This is a genomic window from Streptomyces sp. NPDC014870 (assembly GCF_043081505.1).
Classification (GTDB): domain Bacteria; phylum Actinomycetota; class Actinomycetes; order Streptomycetales; family Streptomycetaceae; genus Streptomyces.
Genome location: NZ_JBIBWQ010000006.1, coordinates 321019 through 347290, shown reverse-complemented (window position 1 = coordinate 347290; position 26272 = coordinate 321019). Strand labels below are relative to the sequence as shown.

Below are 26272 nucleotides of genomic sequence, written 5' to 3'. Positions count from 1 at the left end.
TCACCTTGGCATATGCCATAGTCAAAGAACCTTACGAGAGCCTCAGGTCAGAGCACCGCGCCGAGGAACTCGCGGGTACGCGCCTGCTCCGGAGCCGAGAAGATTTTTTCCGGAGAACCGGACTCGATCACCCGTCCCGCGTCGAACATCAGGACCTCGTCCGAGATGTCCCGGGCGAAGTTCATCTCGTGCGTCACACAGACCATGGTGATGTCGGTCGTCGACGCGATCTCCCGGAGCAGATCGAGGACGCCGGCCACCAGCTCCGGGTCGAGCGCGGACGTCACCTCGTCGAGCAGGAGCACCTTCGGCTCCATCGCGAGCGCCCGCGCGATGGCCACCCGCTGCTGCTGCCCGCCGGACAACTGCGCGGGCCTGGCCTCGTACTTGTCCGCCAGACCGACCAGGTCGAGCAGCTCCCGCGCCCGGGCCTCGGCCTCCTCGCGGCTCCTGCCGAGCGTGCGGACCGGCGCCTCGGTGATGTTGCGCAGGACGGACATGTGGGGGAAGAGGTGGAAGTGCTGGAAGACCATGCCGATCTTCTTCCGCACCTCGCGGCGGTGCTTCTCGTCCGCCGGGTGGAGCTTCCCTCCGTTGACCCGGATGGTGCCGGCGTCGGGCTTCTCCAAGGTCATCAGAAGCCGGAGGATCGTCGTCTTTCCGGAACCGGAGGGTCCGATCAGCGTCACGTGCTTGCCGGGACGCACGGAGAAGTTGAGGTCGTCGAGGACCGTCTGGTCCCCGAACCGCTTGCTGACGTTCTCGAATCGGATGAGGTCGTGGACGGTGTCAGTGGGCAAGGCGGCGCTCCAGAGTGCGGACGAGCAGGGAAGCGGGATACGCGATCAGGACAAAGGCCACCCCGATCACGGTGAGCGGCTCGGTGTACTGGAAGGTGGCGGCGGACTCCAGACGGGTCTGCTGGAGGAGTTCGAGGACGCCGATTCCGGCCAGGATCGGGGTGTCCTTCAGCATCGCGATGACGTAGTTGCCCAGCGCGGGCGTGACCCGGCGCAGGGCCTGCGGCAGGATCACCGTCAGCCAGGTCCGGTGGCGCGGCAGGCTCAGCGCCTTCGCCGCCTCCCACTGCCCGACCGGCACGGCGTCGATGCCGGCCCGGTAGACCTGCGCGGTGTACGTCGAGTAGTGCAGCCCGATCGCGAGCGTGCCGGTGGCCAGGGCGGAGAGCTGCACGCCCCACTCCGGCAGCACGAAGAAGAGGAAGAAGAGCTGCACGAGCAGCGGGGTCGTGCGGACGAACTCGGTCACCGCCCGCACCGGCCAGCGCACCGGACGGCTGCGCGCCCCGAACCCGAGCGCCCAGACCAGGCCGAGCGAGAACGAGATCAGCGAGCCGAGCGCGAGGACCTGGAGGGTGACGAGCACCCCGTCCAGGAAGCGCGGCAGGAAGTCCACCACCGCGGACCAGTCCCAGTTCACTTGGCCACCACCCCCAGGTTCGCCTTGGTGCGCCTCTCCAGCGCCTTCATGGAACGGGTGATCACCAGCGCGATCACGAAGTACACGAGCAGGGTGACGGTGTAGATCCCGCCGCTCTCCTGGGTCGCGAGCCGGACCAGGTACGCGGCGAAGGAGACGTCCCCGACGCCGAGCAGCGAGACCAGGGCGGTGCCCTTGAGCAGCTCGACCAGCAGATTGCAGAAGGACGGGATCATCTCGGGCACGGCCTGTGGCAGCAGGACGAGCCGCAGCCGCTGCCAGGGCGTGAAGCTGAGCGCGACCCCCGCCTCGCGCTGCGCCTCGGGTACGGCGTTCAGGGCGCCCCGCACGATCTCGGCGCCGTACGCCCCGTAGGACAGGCCGAGCGCGAGGATCGCCGCCCACATCGGGACGAGCTGCCAGCCGACCAGCGGCGGCAGGACGAAGAACAGCCAGAACATCAGGATCAGCGCGGAGGTGCCGCGGAAGACCTCGGTGTAGAGCCCGGCCAGGAAGCGGACGGCGCGGGAGCGGTGGGTGCGGGCGGTGCCGACGGCGAAGGCGACCACGGCGGCGAGCGCGGTGGAGGCGATCAGGAGCTGGAGGGTGATCCAGATGCCGGGCAGGACCCAGTTCTGCCAGAGTCCGGCGGTCATCGGCACAGCTCCTCGGCGGTCAGCGTGGTCATCTCGGCCTCGGAGAAGCCGAAGCGCCGCATGATGCGGAAGAGTTCGCCGCTCTTCTTCATGCGGTGCAGCTCGGTGTTGAAGGCGTCCCGCAGCGCGGTGTCGGTGGGGCGGAAGGCGAAGCCGCCGCCGTCGATCTTCTTCTCGCCGTCGACGACGGCGGCGAAGGGCGCGGTGGCCTCCGCCTTGGCGGACCTGCGGACCACCGAGCGGGCGGTCAGGGCGGTGCCGGCGAAGACGTCGACGCGGCCGGACTCGACCGCGTTGAGGCCGGCGACCTGGTCCTGGAGGATCACGATGTCCTTCTCCGGGTACCCGGCGGCGACCGCGTAGGCGAGCTGGGCGTAGCCGCTGCCGGTCGCGAAGCGGGCCCCGGCGCGCACCGCGTCCTCGTAACCGCGGAGGTTCTTCGGGTTGCCCTTGGGGACGATGAAGGCGTCGAGCATCTGGTACTCGGGGTCGGCGAAGACCACCTGCGCGCAGCGCTCCTTGTTGATGTACATCCCGGCCGAGACGACGTCGAACTGCTGTGAGCCGAGCCCCGGGATGAGCGAGGCGAAGTCGGTGGCCACCGGCTGGACGTCCCGGATGCCGAGCCGCCCGAAGATCACCCGGGCCAGCTCGGGGGCCTCGCCCGTGAAGGCGCCCTGCTCGTCGACGTAGCCGTACGGCACCTCGCCCGCGATGCCGAGGCGGACGGTGCCCTGGGATCTGAGCCGGCCGAGGGTGTCGCCGGAGGCGACCCGGGCGCACCCGGCCGCCGCCGTCGTGGCGGCGGCCGCCGTCCCCCACAGCACCGTCCGCCGTCGTATCTGTTTCGTTGATCGAGGCATGGGCGCGCGGCTACCCGGAGCCGAACGGCTCATTCCTGTCGGCCGGGATGTGCGGCGGCCGGAATAACCGGAGACAGCCTCCTGTTCTGCTGGAGAGTACCTACGTCATGAGCAGAAGGGTCGGCACACGGTGAGCGACGCGATTCGGGGCACGGCACACGGGGACTCGCCCGTGCCGCTGTCCGTACTGGACCTGGTGACCGTCGGCAGCGGCCGGACCGCGAGCCAGGCGCTGGCCACCAGCGTCGAGATCGGCAAGCTCGCCGAGCGCCGCGGCTACCACCGCCACTGGGTCGCCGAGCACCACTCGATGCCCGGCGTCGCCTCCTCCTCGCCGGCCGTGATCCTGGCCCACCTCGCCGCCCACACCCGCCGCATCCGGCTCGGCTCGGGCGGGGTCATGCTGCCCAACCACGCCCCGCTGGTGATCGCCGAGCAGTTCGGCACGCTGGAGGCCTTCGCGCCAGGCCGCGTCGACCTCGGTCTCGGCCGCGCGCCCGGCACCGACGGCGGCACGGCCGCCGCGCTGCGCAGGACCCGGACCCTGAACGAGGGCGCGGACGACTTTCCGCAGCAGCTCGCCGAGTTGACGCGATTCCTGGACGACGACTTCCCCGACGGGCATCCGTACGGCAGGATCCACGCCGTGCCAGGACCGGTGCAGGGGCCCGCGGGCCGGCCGCCGATCTGGCTGCTCGGCTCCTCCGGCTTCAGCGCGCGGCTCGCCGGCACGCTCGGCCTGCCATTCGCCTTCGCCCACCACTTCTCCGCCCAGAACACGATCCCGGCGCTCGACCTCTACCGGGACTCCTTCCGCCCCTCGGAGGTGCTCGACGCGCCGTACGCGCTCATCGGCGTCTCCGCGCTCGCCCACGAGGACGCCGAGGAGGCCCGCCGCCAGGTCCTCACGGGCGCGCTGTCGATGCTGCGGCTGCGCACCGGCAGGCCCGGTCTGATCCCGACGCCCGAGGAGGCGGAGGCGTACCCCTACAGCCCGACGGAGCGGGAGTTCGTGGCGAGCTGGCTCGCGAACATCGTCTTCGGCACGCCGGAGGAGGTGCGGACCGGTCTGGACGATCTGCGCAAGCGCACGGGGGCCGACGAGCTGATGCTGACGGCCAACGCGCACGGCGGTGAAGCCAGGCTGCGGAGCTACGAGTTGATCGCCGACGCCTACGGGATGCCGGATCTGGGCTGAGGTTCCGATCCGGTCACGGCGCGGATTCCCCGGCCGGCTGGTCCAGTCCGGAACCATCGACTCCGTTCCCCTAAGGGAACCTTAAACCGCTCGTCACCCATGGTGGCGAGCGGTCCGCTTTTGTGCTGCACCGCTCTGACAAGGGTTTTCTCTCGCCAATTGGTCTAGTCCTTAATCTGGTTCAGACCATTGACGTGCTGTTCACGCAGGGGCTATCACTTCTCCAACCGCCGTACCACGTACCCCTCGTATCCCCCTCGGAGGCCGCACGTGCACCCCCGTAAGCCCTTGATCGCCGCGCTCGTGAGCACGGCCCTCGCCGCAGGCGCGCTCGCCGCGACCGTCGGCATCGGCTCCGCCTCGGCGGCCGGCACCGGCACCACCGCCACGGCGGCCGCCGACGGCAATGTCCGCATCGCGTACTACGACCAGTGGAGCGTGTACGGGAACGCCTTCTATCCCAAGCACCTCGACACCCGGGGCATCGCGAGCAAGCTGGACATCATCAACTACTCGTTCGGCAACATCCACCCCACCGACCTCACCTGTTTCATGGCCAACAAGGCCGCGGGTGACGACAACAACCCCAACGCGGGTGACGGTGCGGGCGACTCCTACGCCGACTACCAGAAGTCCTTCGGCGCGGCCGACAGCGTGGACGGCGTCGCCGACACCTGGAACCAGCCGATCGTGGGCGTCTTCAACCAGTTCAAGGAGCTGAAGGCGAAGTACCCCCACCTGAAGATCAACATCTCGCTCGGTGGCTGGACCTACTCCAAGTACTTCCACGACGCGGCGAAGACCGACGCCAGCCGCAAGAAGCTGGTCTCGTCCTGCATCGACCAGTACCTCAAGGGCAACCTCCCGGTCGAGGGCGGCTTCGGCGGCGCGGGCACCGCCGCAGGCATCTTCGACGGCATCGACATCGACTGGGAGTACCCGGGCTCCTCCGGCGGCCACCTGGGCAACCACTACGGCCCCGAGGACAAGCAGAACTTCACGCTCCTGCTGGCCGAGTTCCGCAAGCAGCTCGACGCGTACGGCACGGCCAACGGCGGCAAGAAGTACATGCTGACCGCGGCCCTCCCGGCCGGCCAGGACAAGATCAAGTACATCGAGACGGACAAGATCGGCGCGTACCTCGACTACGCGAACATCATGACGTACGACATGCACGGCGCCTGGGACGGCGACGGGCCGACGTACCACCAGTCCCCGCTGTACTCCGGCTCGAACGACCCGACCGACCCGATCGCGCCGGGCACCGAGAAGTACTCGATCGACAACGCGATCGACTCCTGGATCGACGGCAAGCCCGCCTACGGCATCGCCGGCGGCTTCCCGGCCAACAAGCTGACCCTCGGCTACGAGTTCTACTACCGCGGCTGGAAGGGCGTCCCGGCGGGCTCCGCCAACGGCCTCGCCCAGTCCGCGACGGGCGGCTCCAACGCCCGCCCGCTCAGCCAGCAGGCCGGCATCGCCCACTACAAGGAGCTGGGCGGCGTCGTCGACAACGCGGCGAGCACCTTCTGGGACGACCAGGCCAAGTCCTCGTACTTCTACAAGGACGGCGAGTTCTTCACCGGCCTCAACCAGCGCTCCATCCAGGCCCGGGTGGACTACGGCAAGCAGCGCGGCCTGGCCGGCGCGATGATGTACTCGCTCCTCGGCCTGGACAACAACATCACCCTGCTGAACCAGATCAACGACGCGCTCGGCGCCACCACGACGCCGCCGACCACGCCGCCCACCACCCCGCCGACCACGCCTCCGACCACCCCGCCCACGACGCCGCCGACCACGCCGCCCACCGGCTGCGGCTCGGTCCCGGCGTACGTCGCGGGCACGGTCTACACCGGCGGCTCGGTCGTCTCCCACAACGGCCGCAAGTGGCTCGCCCAGTGGTGGACGCAGAACGAGACGCCGGGCACGACCGGCGAGTGGGGCGTCTGGAAGGACCAGGGCGCCTGCTAGCTCCCGAGGCTCGCCGCTGAGCACCACCTCATGAACCGCTGCCCCCGCCCGGAATGTCCCTCCGGCCGGGGGCAGTTCCATGCCCGCGCCCGGGCCGGCCGTTCCGCGCCCGCGCCCGGCCCGCGCGGGCCGCCCGGGTCGAGCTCACACCGGGAGCGGCGCGGCCCCGATCAGTTCGGCGATCCGGTCCGGGGGCACCGCCCGCGAGTAAAGCCAGCCCTGCCCGGTGTCGCAGCCGATCCGCCGCAGCCGGGTCGCCTGCCCCGAGGTCTCCACGCACTCCGCGGTGACCGTGAGCCCCAGCCGGTGGGCGAGTTGGACGAGCGCCTCCACGATCAGCTCGTCCGCCGGGTTGGCGTGCGCCTCGTCCTGGAAGCCGCGGACGAACGAGCCGTCCAGCTTGAGGACCGAGACCGGGAGCCGGCTCAGATAGGCCAGGTTCGAATAGCCGGTGCCGAAGTCGTCGATGGCGATCCGCACGCCCATGTCGCTCAGCGCCTGGAGCGCCTGGAGCGGCCGGCCCGCCGAGCCCATCACCGCGGACTCGGTCAGCTCCAGCTGGAGCAGATGCGGCGCGAGCCCGGTCTCCGCCAGGATGCCCGCCACGTCCGCCACCAGGTCGGAGTCCCAGACCTGCCGTACGGCCACGTTGACGCTCACGAACAGCGGCCGCTCGCGCGGATGGTCCTTCTGCCACTGCCGGGCCTGCCGGCACGCGGTACGCAGCACCCACCGTCCGAGCTCGACGATCGAGCCGTCCTCCTCGGCGATCCCGACGAACCGATTCGGCGCGAGCGTGCCGAACTGCGGGTGGTTCCAGCGCACCAGCGCCTCCACTCCGTGCACCGCGCCGTCCGCGAGTCCGACCAGCGGCTGGTACTCCAGGCCGAACTCCCCGCGCTCCACGGCCGGTCGGAGCGTGGAGGAGAGCGCTTGCCTTGTCATCCGGTGGGCGTTTCGCTCCGGGTCGAAGAGCGTCCAGCGGGCCTTGCCGTCGGCCTTCGCCCAGTACAGCGTGGTGTCGGCGGCCTGCATCAGACCCGTCGCGGTCGTCCCCCGCGCGCCCCGCTCGACCACTCCGATCGAGGCGGAGACGGAGAGCCGTTGCCCGGCGAGGTCGAAGGGGCGCTGCAGCGCGCAGAGCACGGACTGGGCCAGATCCGCGAGCTGTTCGGTCCCGGTGGAGTCCTCGACGAGGATGGCGAACTCGTCGCCGCCGAGCCGCGCGACCAGGTGCCCGCCGCTCCTGGTGTACCCGTCGTTGTCGGCGCACTCGGTCAACCGGGCGGCCACGGCGGCGAGGAGGCGGTCCCCGACGCGGTGGCCGAGGGTGTCGTTGACCGCCTTGAAGCCGTCGAGGTCGAGGTAGATGAGGCCGATCCGCCCTGTTCCGCCATGCCCGTACGACTCGTACGACGATCGGAACCCGGCGGGCTCGTCGTCCTGCGCGGCGGCGGTCTCCAGGGCGGCCGAGAGCCGCTCGAAGAACAGGGTCCGGTTGGGCAGCCGGGTCACCGGGTCGTGCATCTGGAGGTGGCGCAGCCGGGCCTGGAGTTCGCGCCGGTCGCTGATGTCGGCGATGGAGAGCAGGACGCGGCGGCTGTCGGGCACGGGGGAGACGGTGACCTCGGCCCAGAGCGAGCGCCCGTCGGGGTGCTTGAGCCGGCGGGTGCAGCGGAAGCGGGAGCGGCGGCCGCGGAGCACCTCGCGGTACGCGTGCCAGGTGCGGCCGTCGGAGGCGAGGTCGACGAGGTCGGCGGCGGCCTGCTCGCGGAGCGCGGCGCCCTCGGTGCCGAAGAGGGTGCCGAGCGCGTCGTTGGCGGAGACGACGAGCCCGTCCTGGTCGACGACGGCCATGGCGAGCTGCGCGGCGCGGAAGGCGGCGCGGTAGTCGCGGAGTTCGGCGTCGCAGGGGTGGGCGGGCGCGTCCTCGCGCCGACCGTCCTCGGGGTGGCCGTCCGGGTGGTCGTGGTGACGCTCCGTGATCGCCGACGTGGGCTCCCGGGCGACTGAGAGCCGGGTGTGCACCGGTCCTTCGGGGGTTCCGCTCACCGCTCGCTCCCGTTGTGCAGTCGGGCCGTACAGACGTGGTCGGGATGGTCGGCCAAGGAAAGTGTGCCGATCATAGAGGCACCCCCGGGGGCCGTTCCAGCTTCATGGGCGGCGGGCGGCCCGGTGGACGCCCCGACCCGCCCCCCGGCGAGACCCGGCCGATCGTTTCTGCGCGGGTCTGACTTGGGACGTCGGCGGCCTGACCGATTGTGACGTTCCGTGAGCCGTTGAGGGCGCGTGTCGCGTCGACGCCATGGCGCGCGCTCACCCGACTGGGGCAGCGGAAAGGTGCGAAACACCGCAAACCGACACAAGGTGGTTGAGGTGTCCCGCATTCCGCAGCCGGAGGTCCACGTGAGGCGTCAGCAGCCACCCGGGGGAGTGGACCGCGCACGGCTCCGTGCCTCCGCCGCGGCCTTCACCTCCCTCGTGGCGCTCGCCGCGACCGGGCTCGTGGCGGGCCCCGCCGTGGGCGCTCCGACGGCCGGGCCGTGCGCCCTGCCCCGGACCGGCGCCCACCACTCGCTCGGACTCGACACCTGGAACGGCGCCTACCCGAGGCCGGTCCGCTCCCTCGACGCGGTCATGGTCTTCCTGTCGTTCCCCGACTCCGAGCCGCTGACCACGACCCAGGAGCTGGCCGCCGACCACTTCCCCGGGACGAGCGAGTTCTTCCGGCGGGCCTCGTACGGCCGCTTCGCGCTGCGCGCGGACACCCGGCCGGAGTGGACCGTGATGCCGAAGACGTCGACGTCCTACGCCATACGGCGGGACTGGGACGCGGCCAAGCGGACGGCCTATCTGCGCGACGCGCTCGCGGCGGCGGACGACAGGATCGACTTCGCCCGGTACGACATCGTCTACCTGGTCGCCGATCCCGACGCGCCGGGGGTGGACTCCGACGCCACCAAGGTGGTGAACCTGGAGCGGCCGCTCACGGTGGACGGCAAGGAGATCAAGCGGGTCGTCACCGTCTTCGAGCGGCACCCGCCGGACCGCAACGTCCTCGCGCACGAGACCGGGCACGTCTTCGACCTGCCGGACCTCTACCACCGGCCCATGGACGGCAAGGGCGACTGGGACACCCATGTGGGGGACTGGGACGTCATGGGCAGCCAGTTCGGCCTCGCCCCGGAGCCCTTCGGCTGGCACAAGTGGAAGCTGGGCTGGCTGGACCGGAGCCAGGTGACCTGTGTCCAGGGGCCGGGCAGCCGGCTGCTCAGCCTGGAGCCGCTGGCGGCGCCGCCGGTGGCCGGCGGCTCGCTCGGCAACCGGCTCGCGGTCGTCCGTACGGGCATGGGCACGGCGCTCGCGATCGAGGCGCGCGGGGCCACCGGCAACGACCAGGACACCTGCGCGGAGGGTGTGCTGATCTACCGCGTGCGGAACGAGGCGGCGTCCGGCGACGGCCCGATCGAGGTCGTGGACGCCCACCCGCGGACGGAGGCGTGTTGGGACCGCTCGGTGTACCCGCCGCTCGCGGACGCGCCGCTGGGGGTGGGCGAGACGTTCACGGTGCCGGGGGAGAGCATCCGGGTGGAGGTCGCCGACCGCACGCCCGCGGGGGCGTGGACGGTGAAGGTGACGGTGCCGCCGTCCTCGTGAGCGGACTCTCTGGTGCGCAACAAGAAGGCCCCCCGCTTGCGCGAGGGGCCTTCTTCGTCTGTGCGCCGCCAGGGACTCGAACCCCGGACCCGCTGATTAAGAGTCAGCTGCTCTAACCAACTGAGCTAGCGGCGCCTGCTGACGTCGTAGACCTTAGCATCCTGATCGGCGCCAGGAAAAATCGAAATCCGCACGTCGGCGGCGGAGGCCGCGCGGACCGCCCGGACGCAGGCCCAGAGCATGACCTCGGGGCCGGGCAGCCAGGGGTGCCGGGTGTCCGGCGCGACCACCCAGCGGGGCCCGGTGGCGGGGGCGTGGGTGAGCGGGGGGATCGTCACCTCGTCGCCGAGGCCGTGGCAGAGCGGGGGCGGGACGGAGTCGCCCCACTCCTCCCACCGCAGCAGGGCCGGTAGCCGCTGGGCGGTGCCGGGCGCGGCGAAGAGCAGCATCCGGCCCCGGTGGACGGCGACGGGCCCGGAGCCGGGGCCCTCGGCCCAGAGCCGGTCGAGCATCCGGCGCCCGAAGATCGTGCCCACGCTCACGACGTCGAAGACCGTGCCGCAGGGCAGGACGGCGGGGGCGGCGGGCCGGGCCTCCCAGAGCGCGAGCGCGGAGCGCGGGAACGCGGCGGCGGAGGCGAGCCAGTCGGCACCCGCGGCGGTGACATGGGCGGAGTGGTGGTGCCGCTCGTCGGGGTCCCGGAGGAACCGGAAGATGTCCTGCCGCTCACTGCGCCGTTCGCCGGTGTCGCTCTGGGCCGGGCTCAGGGGGGTCTCGTCTCGTAGCCATCCGCTCATGACGTCAAGATGTACCGTCGGTGACGGGACTGTTTCCCCGCGTTGCCGAAAACCCGGACACGGCACGTGCCGGAGGAGTATCTTTCGCCCCGGCATATGCCAGATGGGTCGAGCGGGTCGGGCGTCAGTCCTCGGCCCCTGCGCTCGTGGCGCGGAGCAGGTCGCGGCCGAAGTCGATCATGCGGCGGGCGTAGTCCTCGGTCCACTCCGCGCGCGCGGCGACATCCGCCGCCGTCAGCCGGTCGAAGCGGCGCGGGTCGGCCAGCTGGGCCGCCGCCATCGCCTGGAACTCGATCGCGCGGTCCGTCGCCGCGCGGAACGCGAGCGTCAGCTCGGTCGCGCGGGCGAGCAGTTCGCGCGGGTCGTCGAGCGACTCCAGGTCGAAGAAGTGCTCCGGGTCCGCGGTCGCCTCGGCGGGCTCGAAGACCAGCGGTGCGGGCCGGAGCCGCCGTTGCTCGTTCCGCTCCGCGGATTCCGCCATGGTCCTTCTCCTCCTCGCACACGCACGGCCCGGACTCCCGGGCCGTCTTCCATTGTCCCGCGCCGCGCAAGAGGGCGGGAGCGCGGGGCGGGGGCGGACGCGGCGCGCGATGCGCCGGTGCGCGGCTCGCGGCGCGCGCGGTCAGCCGTCGAGGCCGCGCAGATACACGGCGAGCCCGCCGAAGAACTCGCGTTCGGCGTCGATCCCGGGCGCGTCGCGGGCCGCCTCCGTCATGAACGGGAAGCGCTCGTGCGGCAGCTCGGCGATGGTGCTCGGGCCCGCGCCGGCGAGGGAGCCGAGATGTTCGAGCTGGATGGCGCCGACGATGTACGCGATGAGGCCGCGCAGGGCGACGACCCGCCGCTCGCCCTCGATGCCCGCCTCGGCGAGCAGCCCGAGGACCGACTCCGACCAGCGCAGCAGACCGGGCAGCCGGTGCCGGTGGCTGACGGTCAGCGGGACGGCGGCCGGGTGCTCGCTCACGCCCGCCCAGAGCCGGGCGACCATCACGACGACCCGGTCCCGCCAGGGCGGCCCCGCCGGGGGCGGGGCCGGGTCGACGGCGCCGAGGACGCGTTCGGCGACGAGCGCCTCCAGCTCGTCGCGGTCGGCGACGTACCGGTAGAGCCCCATGGTGCTCATGCCGAGCTCCTTGGCGACGGTGCGCATCGACAGGCCGGGGAGCCCGTCGCGGTCGATGACGGCGAGGGCGGCGGCGGCCAGGTGGTCCGGGGTGAGGGAGCGGGGGCGCGGCATGGGTTGACAGCGTACGCCCTACGCCTACGCTCTTAGGAGTACGTCGTACGCCTACGTGTGCGGTGTCGTCCCGTACGCCTACCGGGGGGTGCCGCGCCGTACGCCCCCCTGTGCCGGTCCATCTGGAGGTACCCGTGCTCGCACCCGGCTCCCGCGTCCCCGTCACCACGCTCGACCCGGTCCTCGGCCCCCCGGTGGCCGTTCTCGACCCCGACCCCGAGCGGCTGGTCCATCTGCAGTTCCGGCGCTTCGCGGGCTGCCCGATCTGCCATCTGCACCTGCGGTCCTTCGTCCGCAGGTACGAGGAGGTGGAGGCGGCCGGTGTCCGCGAGGTCGTGGTCTTCCACTCGCCGCCCGAGGAGCTCCACCCGCACCTGGACGGCCTGCCGTTCCCGGTCGTCGCCGACCCGGAGAAGCGGCTCTACGAGGCGTTCGGGGTGGAGGTCTCGCCCCGCTCGCTGCTCTCCCCGCGCGCCTGGCTGCCGATCGCCCGCGCTGTCGTCCTCGGCACCGGGGAGATGCTGCGCGGCCGGCAGCGCCCGCCCGTGCCGAAGCCGCGGGGCGGACGGCTCGGCCTCCCCGCGGACTTCCTGATCGCCGCCGACGGCCGGCTCGCCGCCGTGAAGTACGGCACCCACGCCGACGACCAATGGCCGCTGGACACCGTCCTCGGCCTCGCGACCGCCATCCGCCGAGGGGACTAGGACCTGCGGTCAGCCGGTCAGCGCCCGTGAGACGAAGTACCGGGGCACCGTCGGGCGCGGCACCCGGCCCCGGAACCAGCGGCGCACGTCCTGGTCGAGCAGGATGCCGTGCATGTAGTTGTACAGGGCCTTGTTGAGCGACCGGCCCAGGGCGTCGTGGTCCGTGCCGGTCGGGTCGTGGAATCCGATGTCGTTCCTGGCGAATGTCCCGTCCGGCGGCGGCAGCAGGGTGATGCCGTACTCCTGCGGATTCCGGCCGACCGGGGAATGCACCGTGGCGGAGAAGCGGTGGAAGAAACCGGACTGGATGCAGTCGGCCTCGAACAACTGCCGGACGTATTCCAGTGCGTCCACAGTGTCCTGCACGGTCTGGGTGGGGAAGCCGTACATCAGATAGGCGTGCACGAGAATTCCGGCGTCCGTGAAAGCACGCGTCACCCGGGCCACCTGCGCCACCGACACGCCCTTCTTCATCAGCTTCAGCAGCCGGTCGGAGGCCACTTCAAGACCACCGGAGATGGCGATGCACCCCGATTCGGCGAGGAGCCGCGCCAATTCCGGTGTGAAGGACTTCTCGAAACGGATGTTGCCCCACCATGTGATGGTCACCCGACGGCGCAGCAGTTCCTCCGCCAACGCCCTCAGCATCTTGGGCGGAGCCGCTTCGTCGACGAAGTGGAAACCGGTCTGGCCGGTCTCCGCGACGATCGCCTCGATCCGGTCGACCAGCAGCTCGGCCGACGCCGTCTCGTACCGCGAGATGTAGTCGAGCGAGACATCGCAGAAACTGCACTTCTTCCAGTAGCAGCCGTGGGCGATGGTCAGCTTGTTCCAGCGGCCGTCGCTCCACAGCCGGTGCATGGGGTTGAGCATGTCCACCAGGGACAGATAGCGGTGCAGGGGCAGGCCGTCCCAGGTCGGCGTGCCGGTCTCGGCGAAGGGGACGTCCGCCTCCGCCCAGGCGTGATGGCGGACCACGCCGTCCTCGCGCACGAAGGTGCGCACCAGCCGGTCGGCGGGGCGCTCGCCCGCGAGATGCTCGAGGAGCGCGAGCAGCGGGCGCTCGCCGTCGTCCAGCGTCACGAAGTCGACGAAGTCGAAGACCCGCGGCTCCGCCAGTTCCCGCAGCTCGGTGTTGACGTACCCGCCGCCCAGACAGACCGGCAGCTCCGGCCTGTGGCGCTTGATCGACTGGGCGATGCGGAACGCGGCGTACACCGCGCCGGGGAAGGGCACCGACAGCAGCACCACCGTGGGCCGGTGGCGCTCGACGGCCTCGCGGGTCAGCTCGTCCAGCATCGAGTCGATCAGCGTCGGCGGCGCGGCCAGCGCCTCGGCCAGCGGGTCGAAGCTGGGCTGCGACATCGCCAGCGACTCCGCGTACCGCACGAACTCGAAGCGCGGGTCGACGGCGTCACGGATGACGTCCGCGAGATCGTTCACATAGAGCGTGGCCACGTGCCGTGCCCGGTCGTGCGTCCCCAGCGCGCCGAAGGCCCAGGCCAGCGGGTCCCCGCCGTCCGGGTCGTCCGGATCGACGTAGACGTCGAGGGAAGCGAAGCGGGAACCCTCCGGCAGGTACTGCCGCGCGGCGATGCGGTGCGCCAGCGTCGGGTCCTGACCCTGCAGAAAACCGATCGTCGGTTCGACGGTGGCGAGATACTCCGGGAAAAGCGCCAGGAAATCCCGGACCGCCGGCGACTGCTCAGCGCGCGGCAGCCGACGCGCGACATCCCGCACGGCCTCAAGACCCGGTCTGGAAAGCAGCCGCAGCACCAACTCCAGCGCCAGGTCCTCCTGGAACGCCGTCACCCCCTCCTTGCGGAGGAAGCCGGTGAGATAAGCGGTGGACGGATAGGGAGTGTTCAGCTGGGTCATCGGCGGCATGAGCGCCAGCACACGGGGAGCAGCAGTGGACATCGTGGGCGACGACATTACCCGAATCCCGCGGACCGGCCGCGGGAACGTCAACCTGGCGTCAGCGGGGCGTCAATGAAGCGTCAACAGGACGCCCATTCCCCTGTTCTACGGCCGCCACGAGACGCGGTGACCGGACCAGAAATCCCATGTGGACATCATCGCCTCCCAGCCGTCCGGGAATTTGACCGTGACGCCGAGCTGGACCGGCTCCGTCGAGGGATGGTCGTCCAGGAGGTCGGCGACGCCCGCGCGGCCGACGACGATGCAGGCGTGCCGGTGGCGGGAGGCCAGCACGCACAGCCGGCCCGTCTCCAGGTGGAAGGCCGTGGCGTCCGGACGGCCCGACAGCGGATGGAGGACGACCGTGACGTCGTACTCCCGGCCCTGGAGCCGGTTCGCCGTGTCCACGGTCACGCCCGCGACACCCAGCTCCGTGAGGGCCGCGCGAACCGCCGCCGCCTGGTCGCGGTGGGCCGTGCCGACCGCGATCCGGTCCGGGGTCAACGGCACCGGGTCGGGACCCCGCTCGCTGACCGCCGCGCCGCCCCGGTCGAGGAGCCTGCGGACCACGAGCGCCACCGCCCGGACCGCCTCGGGGTCCGTGCGCGGGGTGTGCCGGGCCGGCAGTTCGAGCAGGCCCCAGCCCGACTCCGCCGCCTCGTCCAGGACCCGGTCGGGGCCCGAGCCGTCCGACGGCACCCCGAACGTCAGCCGCCGGTCGCCGTGGCCCGTACCGCTGCGGAACCGGGTGTACGGATAGAACGCGTCGGAGACCAGCGGCGCCGCCGACGCCGGAAGGCGCCAGGACACCGGCAGCCGGTGCTGCGGCAGCTCAGGGTTGTGCGCGAGCAGCGTCGAGACCGCCGAGGCCGACGGGTCGTACGACAGGCCCGCCCACTGCTCCGCGCCCACCACGGAGAACGGGTCCAACTGGCCCGGGTCGCCCACGAACAGCGCTCGCTCGAAGAGCCCCGCCACCGCGAGCAGCGCGTCCGAGCGCATCTGGTACGCCTCGTCCACGATCGCGTGCGCCCACGGCTCCACGTTCTTCACGTGCGCCCACTTCGCGGCCGTCGAGATCGTCACCGGAAGCCCCGCGAGGTCCCCCGCCTTCGCCGACTTCCGTACGTTCTCCAGGTCGTCGAGGGCCTTGTCGTACGGATCGCTGTCGTTCGAGTGCAGCCGCCCCACCGGCAGGTCGGGACGCTTCTCCGCGAGCCGCAGCACCAGGTCGTCCACCTGGGCGTTCGTCTGCGCCACGACCATCAGCGGGCGCCCCGCGTCGGCCAGTTCGAGCGCGGCGCGCACCACGAGCGTCGACTTGCCCGCGCCCGGCGGGGAGTCCACGACCACGCCCCTGGCGTCCCCGTGCAGGGTGTCGGCCAGGATGGCGGCGGTGGCCTTCGCCGCCTCGGCCGCGGGATCGAAGGGAGCGGGGTCCACAGGGGCAGGGTCCGAGGGGGCGGGGTCGAAGGGAGCGGGGCTCACAGCAGGTCCTCCGGCGTCGTGGCGTCGGGCAGTTCGGCGGCGTCGGAGCGCGGGGGCCCGCCGTGCGTCCACGGCGTGTCCTCCGGGTCGGGCAGCTTCGCGCCCACCCGCTGGTCGTGCTCGAAGAGCGTCCAGGCGATCCGCTCGCCCTTCTCCGGCACCGACCCCTCGGCCGGCTCCTTCGACCGGCCCATGCGGTCGGTGATCCGCAGCACGAGCGCGCCGTCGGCCTCCTCGTACCGGACGAACTCCGCCGTCTGCGGCTTGCCTTCGAGCGAGCGGTACACCTTCACCCCCGAGCCCAGGTGCGGCCGGTCGTCGGTGCGGACCGTGAGCAGCGGGCGCGGCGACGGGCGCTTCGACTCCGACCACGCCATCGTCACCTCCACCACCTCCGCGACGAATGCCTCGCCCGCGAGCCGCCGCCCGGCGAGCACCAGCGGATCGTCCAGGGCCTCCTGCGCCTCCAACTGGCCCTGCGCCGACTCGCGGGCGGCCAGCTTCTGCGCCGCCGTCACCGCGTCGTCCTGGCGCGGCTGCGGCGGCTCACCCGCGACCACCCGGTCGCGGTGACCGGTGAACGACCAGCGGTCGCGGGTCCACCGGTCCGCCACCCGCGCGCCCTCCGGCAGCTCGCGCACCAGATCGAGCGCGCGCCACACCGCATCCCACGTCGGCTTCAGCTGGGACACGATCAGCCGCCGGATCTCCCGCTCGGCGCGGTGCAGTTCGGCGAGGCGCGCGTCGGCGCTCTCCCCGTCCTCGGCCGAGGCCAGCGCCTGCCGGGCCCGGTCGAAGCGCTCGATCGCGGGCGCGAGCAGCCGGTTGTCGAAGTCCGGGTCGGTCGCGGGACCTGCGGGCGGGCAGAGCAGCTGCCCCGCGCGGTCCCGGCCCAGCTCCGCGCGGAGCGCCCCCTCGGGACCGGTCTCGTCCCCGTCCGGGTCGATCCAGGCGAGCAGCGCACCCAGGTGCTGGTCCTCCAGGGAGGACTGGCCCGTCGCCCAGTGCCGGTTCAGCAGGTCGGTGGCCGCGAGCAGCAGCGAGGAGCCCGGCACCCGGGCCCGCTCCCCGAGGTGCGTCAGCCAGCGGCCGAGCAGCGGCACGCGCGGCGGCGCGGGGAACGGAGTCTCCGGGTCCTGCTCCGCCGTGCGCCGGAACCGCATCGACCGGCCGAGAAGCCGTACGTACTCGACGCCCGCCCGGCTCGGCACGACCAGCTGCGGGGCGTCTGCGCAGAGGTCGACCTCGACCTTGACCTTCTTGCCCGTCTCCGCGTCGGTCTCGTTCTTCTCCACCGCCTCGACGACGTCCGTGAACGAGTCGATGTACGGCAGGACTTCCTCGGCCAGGTCGGCGAGGAACGCGAACCGCAGGTCACGGTCGCGCGGCTGCGCGACGACAAGGAGCCGGGGCTCCTCGCGATCCGTGCCGACGAGCGCGCCGAGCGGCGCGCCCGCCTCACCGGCCGTCGTCAGTGGTACGAGGACGAGCGGCCGCTCCGAGACGTGCCGGTGCCGGACCGTGGCCAGCGGCTGCGCCCGGCCGGACTCGACGGCCTCCAGGCGGGCGAGGGTGGAGATCAGCGACATGAACGAACTCCTCGTCCGGCGGCGGTCGGCCGCACCGTGCTCAGCAGGGGCATTCGGCGACCGCCTTCGGGGTCCGTGCCGGTGCCGTCGCCAGCGCCTCCGCGCGCAGCGCCTGTGCGCGGCGCAGCGCCTCGACCGTCGGGTCGGCCGCGTCGCCCGCCTCGCCGCGGGCCGCCGCCAGGACCGCGCCCACGGTCGTCAGGCTGCCCAACTCGCCCCGTACCGAACGGCCCAGGGTCTCCACGGCGCCGGCGTCCCGGGCCCGGTCGCGGCAGTGGAAGGCCAGCTCGCAGGCCGCGAGGCACTCCGGCGCGTACGCGTGCGGCACGGACTCCACCGCCGCCGTCAGCTCGTCGGCCGAGCAGCTCTCCACGTCGAAGGTGACTCCCTCCGGCAGCGCGGCGGCGATGTCCTCGATCCGGGTGAGCCGGGTCAGCTGACGGCGGGTCACGGCCAGCTGCTTGCGCACGTCGACGACCGAGGCCGTCGGCAGGTTGGAGAAGTCCTTCGGGCAGACCAGGAGGACGTGCGGCGCCACCTCGGCGCCCTCGGTCAGCGCCGCGACCCGCTCCAGGGCCAGCACGTACACCGCCGACTGGCGGGCCGCCGCGCCCACCTTGGACGCGTCCGCCGAACCGTCGATCATCGGGAAGGACTTGATCTCCACGACCGTCCACCGGCCGTCGGGATGCACCACGACCGCGTCGGGCTCCAGATAGGCGGGGGAACCCGCCACCTCCAGGGCCAGCATCGGGTGGTCGAGCAGCGCCCACGCCCCGGCGGCGGTCGCCTCGCGCAGCGCAAGGGCCGTGCGGGCGGCGCGGCCCTCGGGCCCGGCCGCCGCCAGGTCGGGGAGCCGGACCGAGCCCGGCTCCTCGATGCCGAGCAGCCGCAGCAGCTCGCGCCCGCCGTCCGACTTGACCTTCGCCTCGAAGGCGTTGCCCCGCATGAACGCGAACTGCGACTGCCCGAACGCGGCCGGTGAGCCGAGCTTCGCCGCGAGCACGGTCTTGTCCACCCCCGCGCCGTCGAGCAGCGCGCGCCGCCGGCAGCCGGGGTTGGCCGCGAGCGCCGCCAGGGCGCGCGCGTCCAGCGGGCGCGGCACCACGGCCGGCCCGCGCAGCTCGGCGAGCCGCTCCCACACCCGCGTCTTTCGTGTCGTCTGCGGAGGGACAGAGGCTCCGCCGTCGAGGGAATCGCTCACCCGCGGAAGTCTCCCATCCGCCACTGACATCCGACCGCCGTTCCCCGCGAACCGCAGGTGAGGGGCTGCCCGCAGGCCGCCGGGAATCCAGGTGGGAGATGATGGAGGGACATCGCTCCGTCGAACGATCAAGGAGCCTTCATGGCACCGCGCATCCTGCTCGCCCGGCACGGCCAGACCGAATGGTCGCTGCTCGGCCGCCACACCGGCAGGACGGACATCCCGCTCCTCGAAGAGGGCCGGCGTGGCGCCAAGCTGCTCGGCGAGCGGCTGCACCGCGGGGTGTGGAACGGCCTGCCGAACGTGGAGGTCCGCACCAGTCCGCTGGTGCGCGCCCGGGAGACCTGCGACCTCGCCGGTTTCGGCGAGCGGGCCCAGGACTGGGACGCGCTGATGGAGTGGGACTACGGCGCGTACGAGGGCCTCACCCCGGCGCAGATCCAGGAGCGGCAGCCGGGCTGGCTGCTGTGGCGCGACGCCGTGCCGGAGGGCGAGAGCCTGGCGGAGGTCTCGGCCAGGGCCGACGAGGTCGTGGAGTGGGCGCGGTCGGAGGACCGGGACGTCCTGGTCTTCGCGCACGGGCACATCCTGCGGACGCTCGGGGCGCGCTGGCTCGGGCTCGACGTCTCCTTCGGCGCCAAGATCCGTCTCGACCCCACGAGCCTGTCGATCCTCGGCTGGGCCTACGGCGAGCCGGCCGTGGAGCGCTGGAACGACACCGGCCACATGGAGTAGTCCGGCTCGAACGGGCCTTGTACGGGCCTTGTACGGGCCTCGGCCGGGCCGCTCAGCGGGCCGCCGCCAGGACCTGGCTCGTCTCCGTCAGGATGCGGCGGATACGGGAGGACTGGACGTCGCCCAGGGAGTCCACCACGCGCCGCGCCTCCGCCGACGCCTCGTCCCTGCGGCCCGCGTGGGCCAGGTTGCTGGCCAGCTGGGCCCGGTAGAGCGCCAGGTTGCGGGCGAAGTGAGGGTTCTGCAGAAGGGTCGCGCGGTGGGCGTGCCGGGCCGCGCGGCCCCAGTCGCCCAGCGCCGCCCAGCAGTGGGCCTCCTGCGCCTCCAGTTCCGGTTCGCCGAAGAACGACATCCACTCGGGGTCCCGGTCGCCGGGACCCTTCGCGAAGTGCCCGTGCGCGCGGCCGAGGGCCTGCTCGCAGGCCGACCGGTCGCCGAGCGCGGCCCAGGCCCCCGCCTCCCGCAGGGAGAGGAGGGCGAGCAGCCGGGCGGAGTCCAGCGGCTGCGCCGCCCGCAGCCCGGCCTGCGCGGCCCGGACCGCCTCGCGGTACCGGCCCGCGTCCCTGGCCAGGAACGACGTGTTGCAGAAGGCGTGCGCCTCCAAGGCGGGATCACCCGCCACGCGCGCGGTGGCCAGCGCCTCCGCGTAGTGCGAGCGGGCGTCCTCGATCCGGCCCGAGTCGTGGGCGAGCCAGCCCACGGAGATCGCGAGCTCGCCGGCGCCCGCGTGCAGCCGGTCCTCGGTGGAGCGGCGGGCCGTCGCGCCCGCGTCGAGCAGGGCGTACGCCGCGCGCAGCGGCTGGGCCGCGGCCTTGTACAGGCCTTCGGCGCCGTGCCGGTCGTCGAGCAGCCGGATCTGTCGTACGGCGTTCTCGACCGCGCGGACCTCGGTCTCGCCGATCCTGTGGGCCCCGCGAGGGGCGGGGATCGCGACGGCCGTGCCGCCGAGTCCCATCGAGACGGCCGCCACGGTGGCGGTGCCGCTCGTCATGAATGCGCGACGCAGCACGTCGCTCTCCTCATCGTTCCGGGTGGTGAGGGCGGGCCCGGGCGGTGCCCCGGACAGGACGGCGGCGGGCCTTCTGCCACGTACCGCCTCCCGCGCCGAGAAGCCCAGGTCCGCCAGGGAGAGGCCGGGGAACATGTGCAGGAACACCCGCTCGTACGCGTAGTTGGGACAGCGGATCTCACCCGCCTCCACGCGCCCGATGTAGCGGGCGTCGCACGCGACCTGCTCGCCGATCTCCCGCGCCGCCCGTCGGACCGTCGCGGCGAACTCCGCCGGCGAGTGCTGTCCGCGGAGCCGGCGGAAGGCGAGATTGGGAACTGCCCCTGACACCGCCATGGCCGAGCCCTCTCCTGTGCTGCCGGTGTTCCGGCGGGCATGAACGTACCTGCTGTGACCGGCCGGCCACGCTGGGTTTTGCCATAAATCGGATATCTCGCTCGCGATCTGCCATGAACTGCCATCCTTTGCGGCGGCGTGCCGCCGTAGCCGTTGACGCGCACGGACGTTGAACCATGCGGAGAGACGGAACGTGTCTTCTCAGGAGCGAGGAGGGGTCCCATGTTGGAGATCGGATCGCAGTCCACCGCACTGCACGCACCCACCCCGGACGCCAGTGCCCCGTGCGCCGCCCCCTGCGACCTGGTGACCGTCCCGGTCCGCCAGGGTCTGGAAGCCGTCGACATCCTCCGGCGCGGCGGGAGCCCGGTCGTCGGCCCGGTGCTGCACGACGGCGCCTGCGACACCCTCGGCTTCCTCGTGCCGCCCGGCACGGCGGCGGGCTGGGACATGCCGGGCAGCGCCTGTACGCAGACCTCAGGGAGGGGGCTGCGGATCCCCGAACTGCCCGAACTCCCCGAGCCCGCCGGTGACGCCCCGCGTCCGGCGGGCTGGCTTCTGCCGCCCGGGGACGCCGGCGAGGTCACCGACCCGGCCGTGCTGCGCGAGGCCCTCGGCCAGGCCGCCCGCCTGATCGAAGCCGCGGACGGCTGCCGCTAGGTCGTGTCCGGGCGGCGGCCCCTCGGAGAGCCTCGTCGGGCGGGGACCTGGCGCGGGTGCCGATAATGGGGCACGTGGCAAGGAACAAGCAGCGTGAACGGGCGGCCGCCGCCGTCGCCGTCGTCGAGACCGTCGACGGCGGGCTCGCGGAGCTGATACCCGACCGGGAGCGGCCCCGTGGCTGGACGCTGCTGATCGACGGCGCCCCGCAGTCGCACGTCGACCTCGACGACCCGGCCCACCTCTCCTTCGAGTACCAGCGGCGCCTCGGTCACATCGCCGATCTCGCCGCCCCGCCGAACCGGCCCCTCCAGGCCGTCCACCTCGGTGGCGGAGCGTTCACGCTCGCCCGCTACATCGCCGCCACGCGGCCGCGCTCCACCCAGCAGATCGTGGAGCTCGACGGTTCGCTGGTCCAGCTCGTCCGCCGCGAGCTGCCGCTCGACACGGCCGCCCGGATCCGCGTCCGGTCCACCGACGCCCGCGCCGGGCTCGCCAAGGTGCAGGACGGCTGGGCGGACCTGATCATCGCCGACGTCTTCAGCGGCGCGCGCACCCCCGCGCACCTGACCAGCGCGGAGTTCCTCGCCGAGGTCCGCCGGGTGCTGCGGCCCGGCGGCTTCTACGCGGCGAACCTCGCCGACGGGCCCCCGCTGACCCACCTGCGCGGCCAGATCGCGACGGCCGCCACCGTCTTCCCCGAACTCGCGCTGACCGCCGACCCGACCGTGCTGCGCGGTCGCCGGTTCGGCAACGCCGTGCTGCTCGCCTCCGACCGCGAGCTGCCCGTCGCCGAGCTGACCCGCCGGGTGGCGACCGACCCGCACCCGGGCCGGGTCGAACACGGCCGGGCGCTCGCCGACTTCACGGGTGGGGCGAGCCCGGTCACCGACGCGAGCGCCAAGCCCTCGCCCGTACCGCCGGCGTCCGTCTTCCGATAGGGAGGACCCTCAGCGGTCCTCGATCTCCACGCGCGGCGCGGTGTCGTGCCAGACGCAGAAGACCGACAGCTCGCGGCCGTCCTTGGTGAACGTGACCCGGATCCAGGTGGGCTGCTTCCACACCTGCATCTGCCAGCCCGAGGACGGGGTGGCGGAGACCAGCTCCGCCGACGTCTCGCCGAGGTCGAAGACGACCCGGCCGCCGTCCACCGCGTAGCTCTTCACGTTCCCGCCGCCCTGCGACGGCTTCGTGGTGGGCGGCTTCGAGGCGGTGGTGGGACCCCGCGAGGGGGTCGCGGGGGCCGAGGACGGCGGAGTGGTGGACGGGGTCGCGGACGGCGTGCCGGAGGCGGTGGGGGACGGCGCGTGCGTGGAGGAGGCGCGCGTCTCGTGGTCGGTCGTCCCGGCCGGGATGGGCAGGGCGCGCGGCGGGTCGTACACGGTGCCGGCCAGCACCGTGTGCACCCCCCACCAGGACAGCGTGACCGCCGCACCCGTGGCGAGCGACCACGCCAACGCGTGAACAAGTCCTCTAGGCATCCGGGCCATACTGCACCACCGTCGCCGCGGCCGTCCCACAGGGTGGACCTTGCCGAGGGTTCGCCCGTATGGCGTACGGTGCGGGCCATGGCAAGTGTGCTCGTGGTCGAGGACGACCAGTTCGTGCGCTCCGCTCTCATCCGGCATCTGACCGAGGCCTCCCACACCGTACGGAGCGTCGGCACGGCCCTGGAGGCGCTGCGTGAGGTCGCCCATTTCCGTTTCGACGTGGTCATCCTCGACCTCGGACTGCCGGATCTGGACGGGTCCGAGGCGTTGAAGATGCTGCGGGGCATCACCGATGTGCCGGTGATCATCGCGACCGCCCGGGACGACGAGACGGAGATCGTCCGGCTGCTCAACGACGGCGCCGACGACTACCTGACCAAGCCCTTCTCCGTGGAGCACCTCTCGGCCCGGATGGCCGCCGTGCTGCGCCGCTCGCGGGCGGCGGCCGGGGAGGTCCCGCCGTCGCGGGTCATCCAGGTCGGCGGTCTGTCCATCGACCCGCTGCGCCGGCAGGCGGAGCTGGACGGGGCCGGGCTCGACCTGACCCGGCGGGAGTTCGACCTGCTGGCCTTCCTGGCGGGCCGGCCCGGGGTGGTCGTGCCGCGCAAGGAGCTGCTGGCCGAGGTGTGGCAGCAGTCCTACGGGGACGACCAGACCATCGACGTACATTTGTCATGGCTGCGGCGGAAGTTGGGTGAAACGGCCGCCCGTCCCCGCTATCTGCACACCCTGCGCGGGGTGGGCGTGAAGCTCGAACCGCCCCGGGAGCAGCAGCCGTGAGATGGGCACTCGTCAAGGTGTCGCTGGCGGTCACCGCCATGGTCGTCATCGCCTTCGCCGTACCGCTCGCCCTCGTCGTCAAGGAGATGGCGAACGACCGGGCCTTCTCCAACGCCGAGCGGCGTGCCGCCGGGCTCGCCCCCGTCCTCGCCATCACCACCGACCGCGACGAGCTCGACCGGGCCGTCGCCACCACCGAGGACGGCGCCGCCGGGCGGATGGCCGTCCACGTCCCGGCGGGCGAGGGGCCGGGGGCCGAGGCCGTGGAGATCGGCACCCGGCGGGCCACCGAGGAGGACCTGCGGACCACCCGGGAGCTGGGCCGGGCCACCATCGCCGAGGTGGCGGGCGGCTCGGTGTTGCTCCAGCCCACGGCGCTCTCGACCGGCCAGGTCGCCGTGGTCGAACTCTTCGTCCCCGAGGGCGAGGCCACCAACGGCGTCACCACCGCCTGGCTCGTCCTCGCCGGGGTCGGCATCGGCCTGATCGTCGGCTCGGTCGCGGTCGCCGACCGGCTCGGCGTACGGATGGTCCAGCCCGCGCAGCGCCTCGCGGGCGCCGCGCACGACCTGGGCGAGGGCAAGCTCGGCGCGCGGGTCCCCGAAGAGGGGCCGCCGGAGCTGAAGTCGGCCGCGATCGCCTTCAACTCCATGGCCGACCAGGTCGTCCAGCTCCTCGCCAATGAGCGCGAGCTGGCCGCCGACCTCTCCCACCGGCTGCGGACCCCGTTGACCGTGCTCCGGCTGAACGCGGCCTCGCTCGGTTCGGGGCCCGCCGCCGACCAGACCCGGGCGGCGGTCGAGCAGTTGGAGCGCGAGGTCGACACGATCATCCGTACGGCACGGGAGGCCAAGCCGCAGACCCAGGCGACCGGCCCCGGCGCGGGCTGCGACGCCTCCGAGGTCGTCCGGGAGCGGATGGACTTCTGGTCCGCGCTCGCCGAGGACGAGGGCCGCAAGGTACGGGTCGCGGGCATCGACCGGCCGGTGCGCATCCCGGTCGCCCGGCCCGAACTCGTGGCCGCGCTCGACGCGCTGCTCGGCAACGTCTTCCGGCACACCCCGGAGGGGACGGCGTTCTCGGTGGACGTCCACAACGGCGACGACGCCGTCATCGTCCTCGTCTCCGACGCGGGCCCCGGCATCGCCGACCCGGCCGCCGCGCTGGCGCGGGGCAACAGCGGCCGGCAGGACGGCTCGACCGGTCTCGGCCTGGACATCGTCCGGCAGATGGCGGAGGCCACCGGCGGCGACGTCCGCATCGGGCACTCGGTGCTCGGCGGCACGGAGGTGCGCATCTGGATCGGTCTGGACGGGCGCCGCTCCGGCACCTCGGCCGGCCGGCGCGCCGGGCGCGGCCGCCGCAAGAGGCCGGCGGCGCAGCGCGCCCGCTGACGGTACGGGACCTCGCGGGGCCCCGTACCCGCCAGGGCCTGCCCGACCCCGACCCGCCGGGCAGGCCCTAGTGCTCCACCATGTCGCCCAGGGCGCGGTCGAGGTCGCTGGCGAAGCGCTGCCACTCCCGGGCGTAGGAGTTGGCGAGGTCCGCGACCGCGACGGCGCAGTGCACCGGTACCGCGGCGATCAGCTGCTGCCCGGCCTCCAGGTCCGGTGCGCGCTTGTTCAGCCAGCGCAGCAGGGCGCGGCCGGACTCGGTGAACCGGAGCGAGGGGTCCTTCGCCAGGGTCGCGATGCGCTGCTCCCGCAGGTCGCCCGCCAGTGACGGCGCGGGCCGCTCGCACCGGCCGACCTCGTGGACCGGGGCCGCGCGCGGCGGCGGGGCCTGCTCGTCGCGCCGCAGCCGCTGCCGGATCGCGCCCGCGGTGCTGATCGAGACGCCCGCGCTCGCGGCGACCTCGCTGAGCGTGGCGCCCGGGTGTTCGGCGAGGAAGGCGACGGCCACCTCGCGGCGCCGGGCCGCGTCGAGCGGGCGGGCGCGGCCGTCCGCCCCGACCCGTACCTCCGGCTGCGGGACCTCCTCGGTCGACGTCCGGCGGACGGCGCTCACCGTCTTGGGCGAGAGGCCGGCGATGCGCGCGATCGCGCGGTCCGACAGATCGGGGTGCGTGGTCAGGATCCGTCCGGCGGCGGCCTTGCGGTCCTTGAGCGTCAGGGGCAGGCCGTGCGAGACGTTGGCCGACACGGAGTGGATGAAGACCTCGCCGGCCGGTCCGTCGAGGAACCGGACCGGGATCTCGGTCTCCCCCCGGAGCCGGGCGGCGTGGAGGCGGTGCATGCCGTCGACCACGCGCATGGTGCCCCGGTGCACCAGGACGGGTTCGATGGCGCGCTGGGCGAGCACCTCGACGTGCTCGCGGCTCAACCCGCCGAGCCGGGGCGAGTCGGCGGCCAGCAGGGAGTCGGTCGGTACCAGGTGGACGGTCGGACACGCGCCACCGGTCATGGCCTCGAGATCACTGTTCGTCGCCTCTGATACGTCCCTCAATTCCTCCACCACCCTCTCCTCACGCGCGCGTGCGCATGAGCGTGACAGCCAGCCGCGAGGCCGCGGCGGGCACGATTCCGGGCACGGCTC

24 protein-coding genes and 1 tRNA gene are annotated in these 26272 nt (G+C 72.8%); 9 read left to right on the top strand and 16 right to left on the bottom strand.

What is annotated here, in order from left to right:
• Positions 1 to 47: 47 nt before the first annotated feature.
• Genes ehuA through ehuB form a run of 4 tightly spaced genes read right to left on the bottom strand, consistent with a single transcriptional unit; the run spans position 48 to position 2959 of the window.
• Positions 48 to 800, bottom strand: coding sequence for an ectoine/hydroxyectoine ABC transporter ATP-binding protein EhuA (ehuA, locus tag ACF09C_RS19565; protein ID WP_392092765.1), 753 nt, complete (start codon positions 798 to 800; stop codon positions 48 to 50).
• A complete protein-coding gene (gene ehuD, locus ACF09C_RS19560; RefSeq protein WP_392092763.1) occupies positions 790 to 1440 on the bottom strand; it encodes an ectoine/hydroxyectoine ABC transporter permease subunit EhuD in 651 nt (216 codons plus the stop codon). The genes ehuA and ehuD overlap by 11 nt, the downstream gene beginning before the upstream one ends.
• Positions 1437 to 2096, bottom strand: coding sequence for an ectoine/hydroxyectoine ABC transporter permease subunit EhuC (gene ehuC, locus ACF09C_RS19555; RefSeq protein ID WP_392092761.1), 660 nt, complete (start codon positions 2094 to 2096; stop codon positions 1437 to 1439). The genes ehuD and ehuC overlap by 4 nt, the downstream gene beginning before the upstream one ends.
• Positions 2093 to 2959, bottom strand: coding sequence for an ectoine/hydroxyectoine ABC transporter substrate-binding protein EhuB (gene ehuB / locus ACF09C_RS19550; protein ID WP_392092759.1), 867 nt, complete (start codon positions 2957 to 2959; stop codon positions 2093 to 2095). The genes ehuC and ehuB overlap by 4 nt, the downstream gene beginning before the upstream one ends.
• Positions 2960 to 3089: 130 nt before the next feature.
• Between ehuB and ACF09C_RS19545 the strand changes: the two genes are divergently transcribed.
• Together ACF09C_RS19545 and ACF09C_RS19540 are read left to right on the top strand one after the other, a co-directional pair.
• On the top strand, positions 3090 to 4157 hold the full coding sequence (locus tag ACF09C_RS19545) for an LLM class flavin-dependent oxidoreductase (RefSeq protein ID WP_392092757.1): 1068 nt from the start codon (positions 3090 to 3092) through the stop codon (positions 4155 to 4157).
• Positions 4158 to 4427: 270 nt separating this feature from the next.
• Complete coding sequence (locus ACF09C_RS19540; protein ID WP_392092755.1) at positions 4428 to 6131, top strand: glycosyl hydrolase family 18 protein; 1704 nt, start codon at positions 4428 to 4430, stop codon at positions 6129 to 6131.
• A 144-nt stretch (positions 6132 to 6275) separates the two neighbouring features.
• Here the strand turns inward: ACF09C_RS19540 and ACF09C_RS19535 are convergent, their stop codons facing one another.
• The gene (locus tag ACF09C_RS19535) at positions 6276 to 8183 is read right to left on the bottom strand and encodes a putative bifunctional diguanylate cyclase/phosphodiesterase (RefSeq protein WP_392092754.1); all 1908 of its coding nucleotides are present in this window, start codon (positions 8181 to 8183) and stop codon (positions 6276 to 6278) included.
• A gap of 324 nt (positions 8184 to 8507) precedes the next feature.
• On the opposite strand from ACF09C_RS19535, the gene ACF09C_RS19530 reads away from it, so the two are divergent.
• Positions 8508 to 9788, top strand: coding sequence for a M6 family metalloprotease domain-containing protein (locus ACF09C_RS19530; protein ID WP_392092753.1), 1281 nt, complete (start codon positions 8508 to 8510; stop codon positions 9786 to 9788).
• 61 nt (positions 9789 to 9849) lie between these two features.
• Here ACF09C_RS19530 and ACF09C_RS19525 read toward each other — a convergent pair.
• The 4 genes from ACF09C_RS19525 to ACF09C_RS19510 all read right to left on the bottom strand — a co-directional run bounded on the left by ACF09C_RS19525 (position 9850) and on the right by ACF09C_RS19510 (position 11822).
• Positions 9850 to 9923: transfer RNA gene (locus ACF09C_RS19525), tRNA-Lys, on the bottom strand.
• Positions 9914 to 10585, bottom strand: a complete 672-nt coding sequence (locus tag ACF09C_RS19520) for a bifunctional DNA primase/polymerase (RefSeq protein ID WP_392092752.1) — start codon at positions 10583 to 10585, stop codon at positions 9914 to 9916. The genes ACF09C_RS19525 and ACF09C_RS19520 overlap by 10 nt, the downstream gene beginning before the upstream one ends.
• 124 nt (positions 10586 to 10709) lie before the next feature.
• On the bottom strand, positions 10710 to 11066 hold the full coding sequence (locus tag ACF09C_RS19515; protein WP_392092750.1) for a hypothetical protein: 357 nt from the start codon (positions 11064 to 11066) through the stop codon (positions 10710 to 10712).
• A 141-nt stretch (positions 11067 to 11207) separates the two neighbouring features.
• Positions 11208 to 11822 carry a TetR/AcrR family transcriptional regulator gene (locus ACF09C_RS19510; RefSeq protein ID WP_392092749.1) on the bottom strand — a complete coding sequence of 205 codons (615 nt, stop codon included), beginning with the start codon at positions 11820 to 11822 and terminating at the stop codon, positions 11208 to 11210.
• A 134-nt stretch (positions 11823 to 11956) separates the two neighbouring features.
• Here ACF09C_RS19510 and ACF09C_RS19505 point away from each other — a divergent pair, with 134 nt between their 5' ends.
• A complete protein-coding gene (locus tag ACF09C_RS19505) occupies positions 11957 to 12526 on the top strand; it encodes a peroxiredoxin-like family protein (protein WP_392092747.1) in 570 nt (189 codons plus the stop codon).
• 9 nt (positions 12527 to 12535) lie between these two features.
• Here the strand turns inward: ACF09C_RS19505 and ACF09C_RS19500 are convergent, their stop codons facing one another.
• The 4 genes from ACF09C_RS19500 to ACF09C_RS19485 form a co-directional block, all read right to left on the bottom strand.
• On the bottom strand, positions 12536 to 14404 hold the full coding sequence (locus ACF09C_RS19500) for a B12-binding domain-containing radical SAM protein (protein ID WP_392092746.1): 1869 nt from the start codon (positions 14402 to 14404) through the stop codon (positions 12536 to 12538).
• A 147-nt stretch (positions 14405 to 14551) separates the two neighbouring features.
• Positions 14552 to 15889, bottom strand: coding sequence for an AAA domain-containing protein (locus ACF09C_RS19495; RefSeq protein ID WP_392092744.1), 1338 nt, complete (start codon positions 15887 to 15889; stop codon positions 14552 to 14554).
• 41 nt (positions 15890 to 15930) lie between these two features.
• Entirely contained in the window at positions 15931 to 17523 is a 1593-nt protein-coding gene (locus tag ACF09C_RS19490) for a hypothetical protein (RefSeq protein ID WP_392092742.1), read from the bottom strand.
• A 40-nt stretch (positions 17524 to 17563) separates the two neighbouring features.
• Positions 17564 to 18727: a hypothetical protein gene (locus ACF09C_RS19485; RefSeq protein WP_392092741.1), complete on the bottom strand. Its 1164-nt coding sequence runs from the start codon at positions 18725 to 18727 to the stop codon at positions 17564 to 17566.
• A 141-nt stretch (positions 18728 to 18868) separates the two neighbouring features.
• On the opposite strand from ACF09C_RS19485, the gene ACF09C_RS19480 reads away from it, so the two are divergent.
• Complete coding sequence (locus ACF09C_RS19480; protein WP_392092740.1) at positions 18869 to 19462, top strand: histidine phosphatase family protein; 594 nt, start codon at positions 18869 to 18871, stop codon at positions 19460 to 19462.
• 52 nt (positions 19463 to 19514) lie between these two features.
• Here the strand turns inward: ACF09C_RS19480 and ACF09C_RS19475 are convergent, their stop codons facing one another.
• Positions 19515 to 20807, bottom strand: a complete 1293-nt coding sequence (locus ACF09C_RS19475) for a tetratricopeptide repeat protein (protein WP_392092739.1) — start codon at positions 20805 to 20807, stop codon at positions 19515 to 19517.
• Between the two features lie 222 nt (positions 20808 to 21029).
• Here ACF09C_RS19475 and ACF09C_RS19470 point away from each other — a divergent pair, with 222 nt between their 5' ends.
• Both ACF09C_RS19470 and ACF09C_RS19465 read left to right on the top strand, forming a co-directional pair.
• Positions 21030 to 21467, top strand: coding sequence for a hypothetical protein (locus tag ACF09C_RS19470; protein ID WP_392092737.1), 438 nt, complete (start codon positions 21030 to 21032; stop codon positions 21465 to 21467).
• A gap of 65 nt (positions 21468 to 21532) precedes the next feature.
• Positions 21533 to 22408 (top strand): fused MFS/spermidine synthase, encoded by an 876-nt coding sequence (locus ACF09C_RS19465; RefSeq protein WP_362425710.1) that lies wholly within the window; start codon positions 21533 to 21535, stop codon positions 22406 to 22408.
• A 9-nt stretch (positions 22409 to 22417) separates the two neighbouring features.
• On the opposite strand, the gene ACF09C_RS19460 is transcribed toward ACF09C_RS19465, so the two are convergent.
• The gene (locus tag ACF09C_RS19460) at positions 22418 to 22957 is read right to left on the bottom strand and encodes a hypothetical protein (RefSeq protein WP_392092735.1); all 540 of its coding nucleotides are present in this window, start codon (positions 22955 to 22957) and stop codon (positions 22418 to 22420) included.
• A 78-nt stretch (positions 22958 to 23035) separates the two neighbouring features.
• Here ACF09C_RS19460 and ACF09C_RS19455 point away from each other — a divergent pair, with 78 nt between their 5' ends.
• Together ACF09C_RS19455 and ACF09C_RS19450 are read left to right on the top strand one after the other, a co-directional pair.
• Entirely contained in the window at positions 23036 to 23737 is a 702-nt protein-coding gene (locus ACF09C_RS19455) for a response regulator transcription factor (RefSeq protein ID WP_392092733.1), read from the top strand.
• Complete coding sequence (locus ACF09C_RS19450; protein WP_392092731.1) at positions 23734 to 25131, top strand: ATP-binding protein; 1398 nt, start codon at positions 23734 to 23736, stop codon at positions 25129 to 25131. The genes ACF09C_RS19455 and ACF09C_RS19450 overlap by 4 nt, the downstream gene beginning before the upstream one ends.
• Before the next feature lie 67 nt (positions 25132 to 25198).
• Here the strand turns inward: ACF09C_RS19450 and ACF09C_RS19445 are convergent, their stop codons facing one another.
• A complete protein-coding gene (locus ACF09C_RS19445; protein ID WP_392092729.1) occupies positions 25199 to 26182 on the bottom strand; it encodes a transcriptional regulator in 984 nt (327 codons plus the stop codon).
• Between the last annotated feature and the right edge of the window lie 90 nt (positions 26183 to 26272).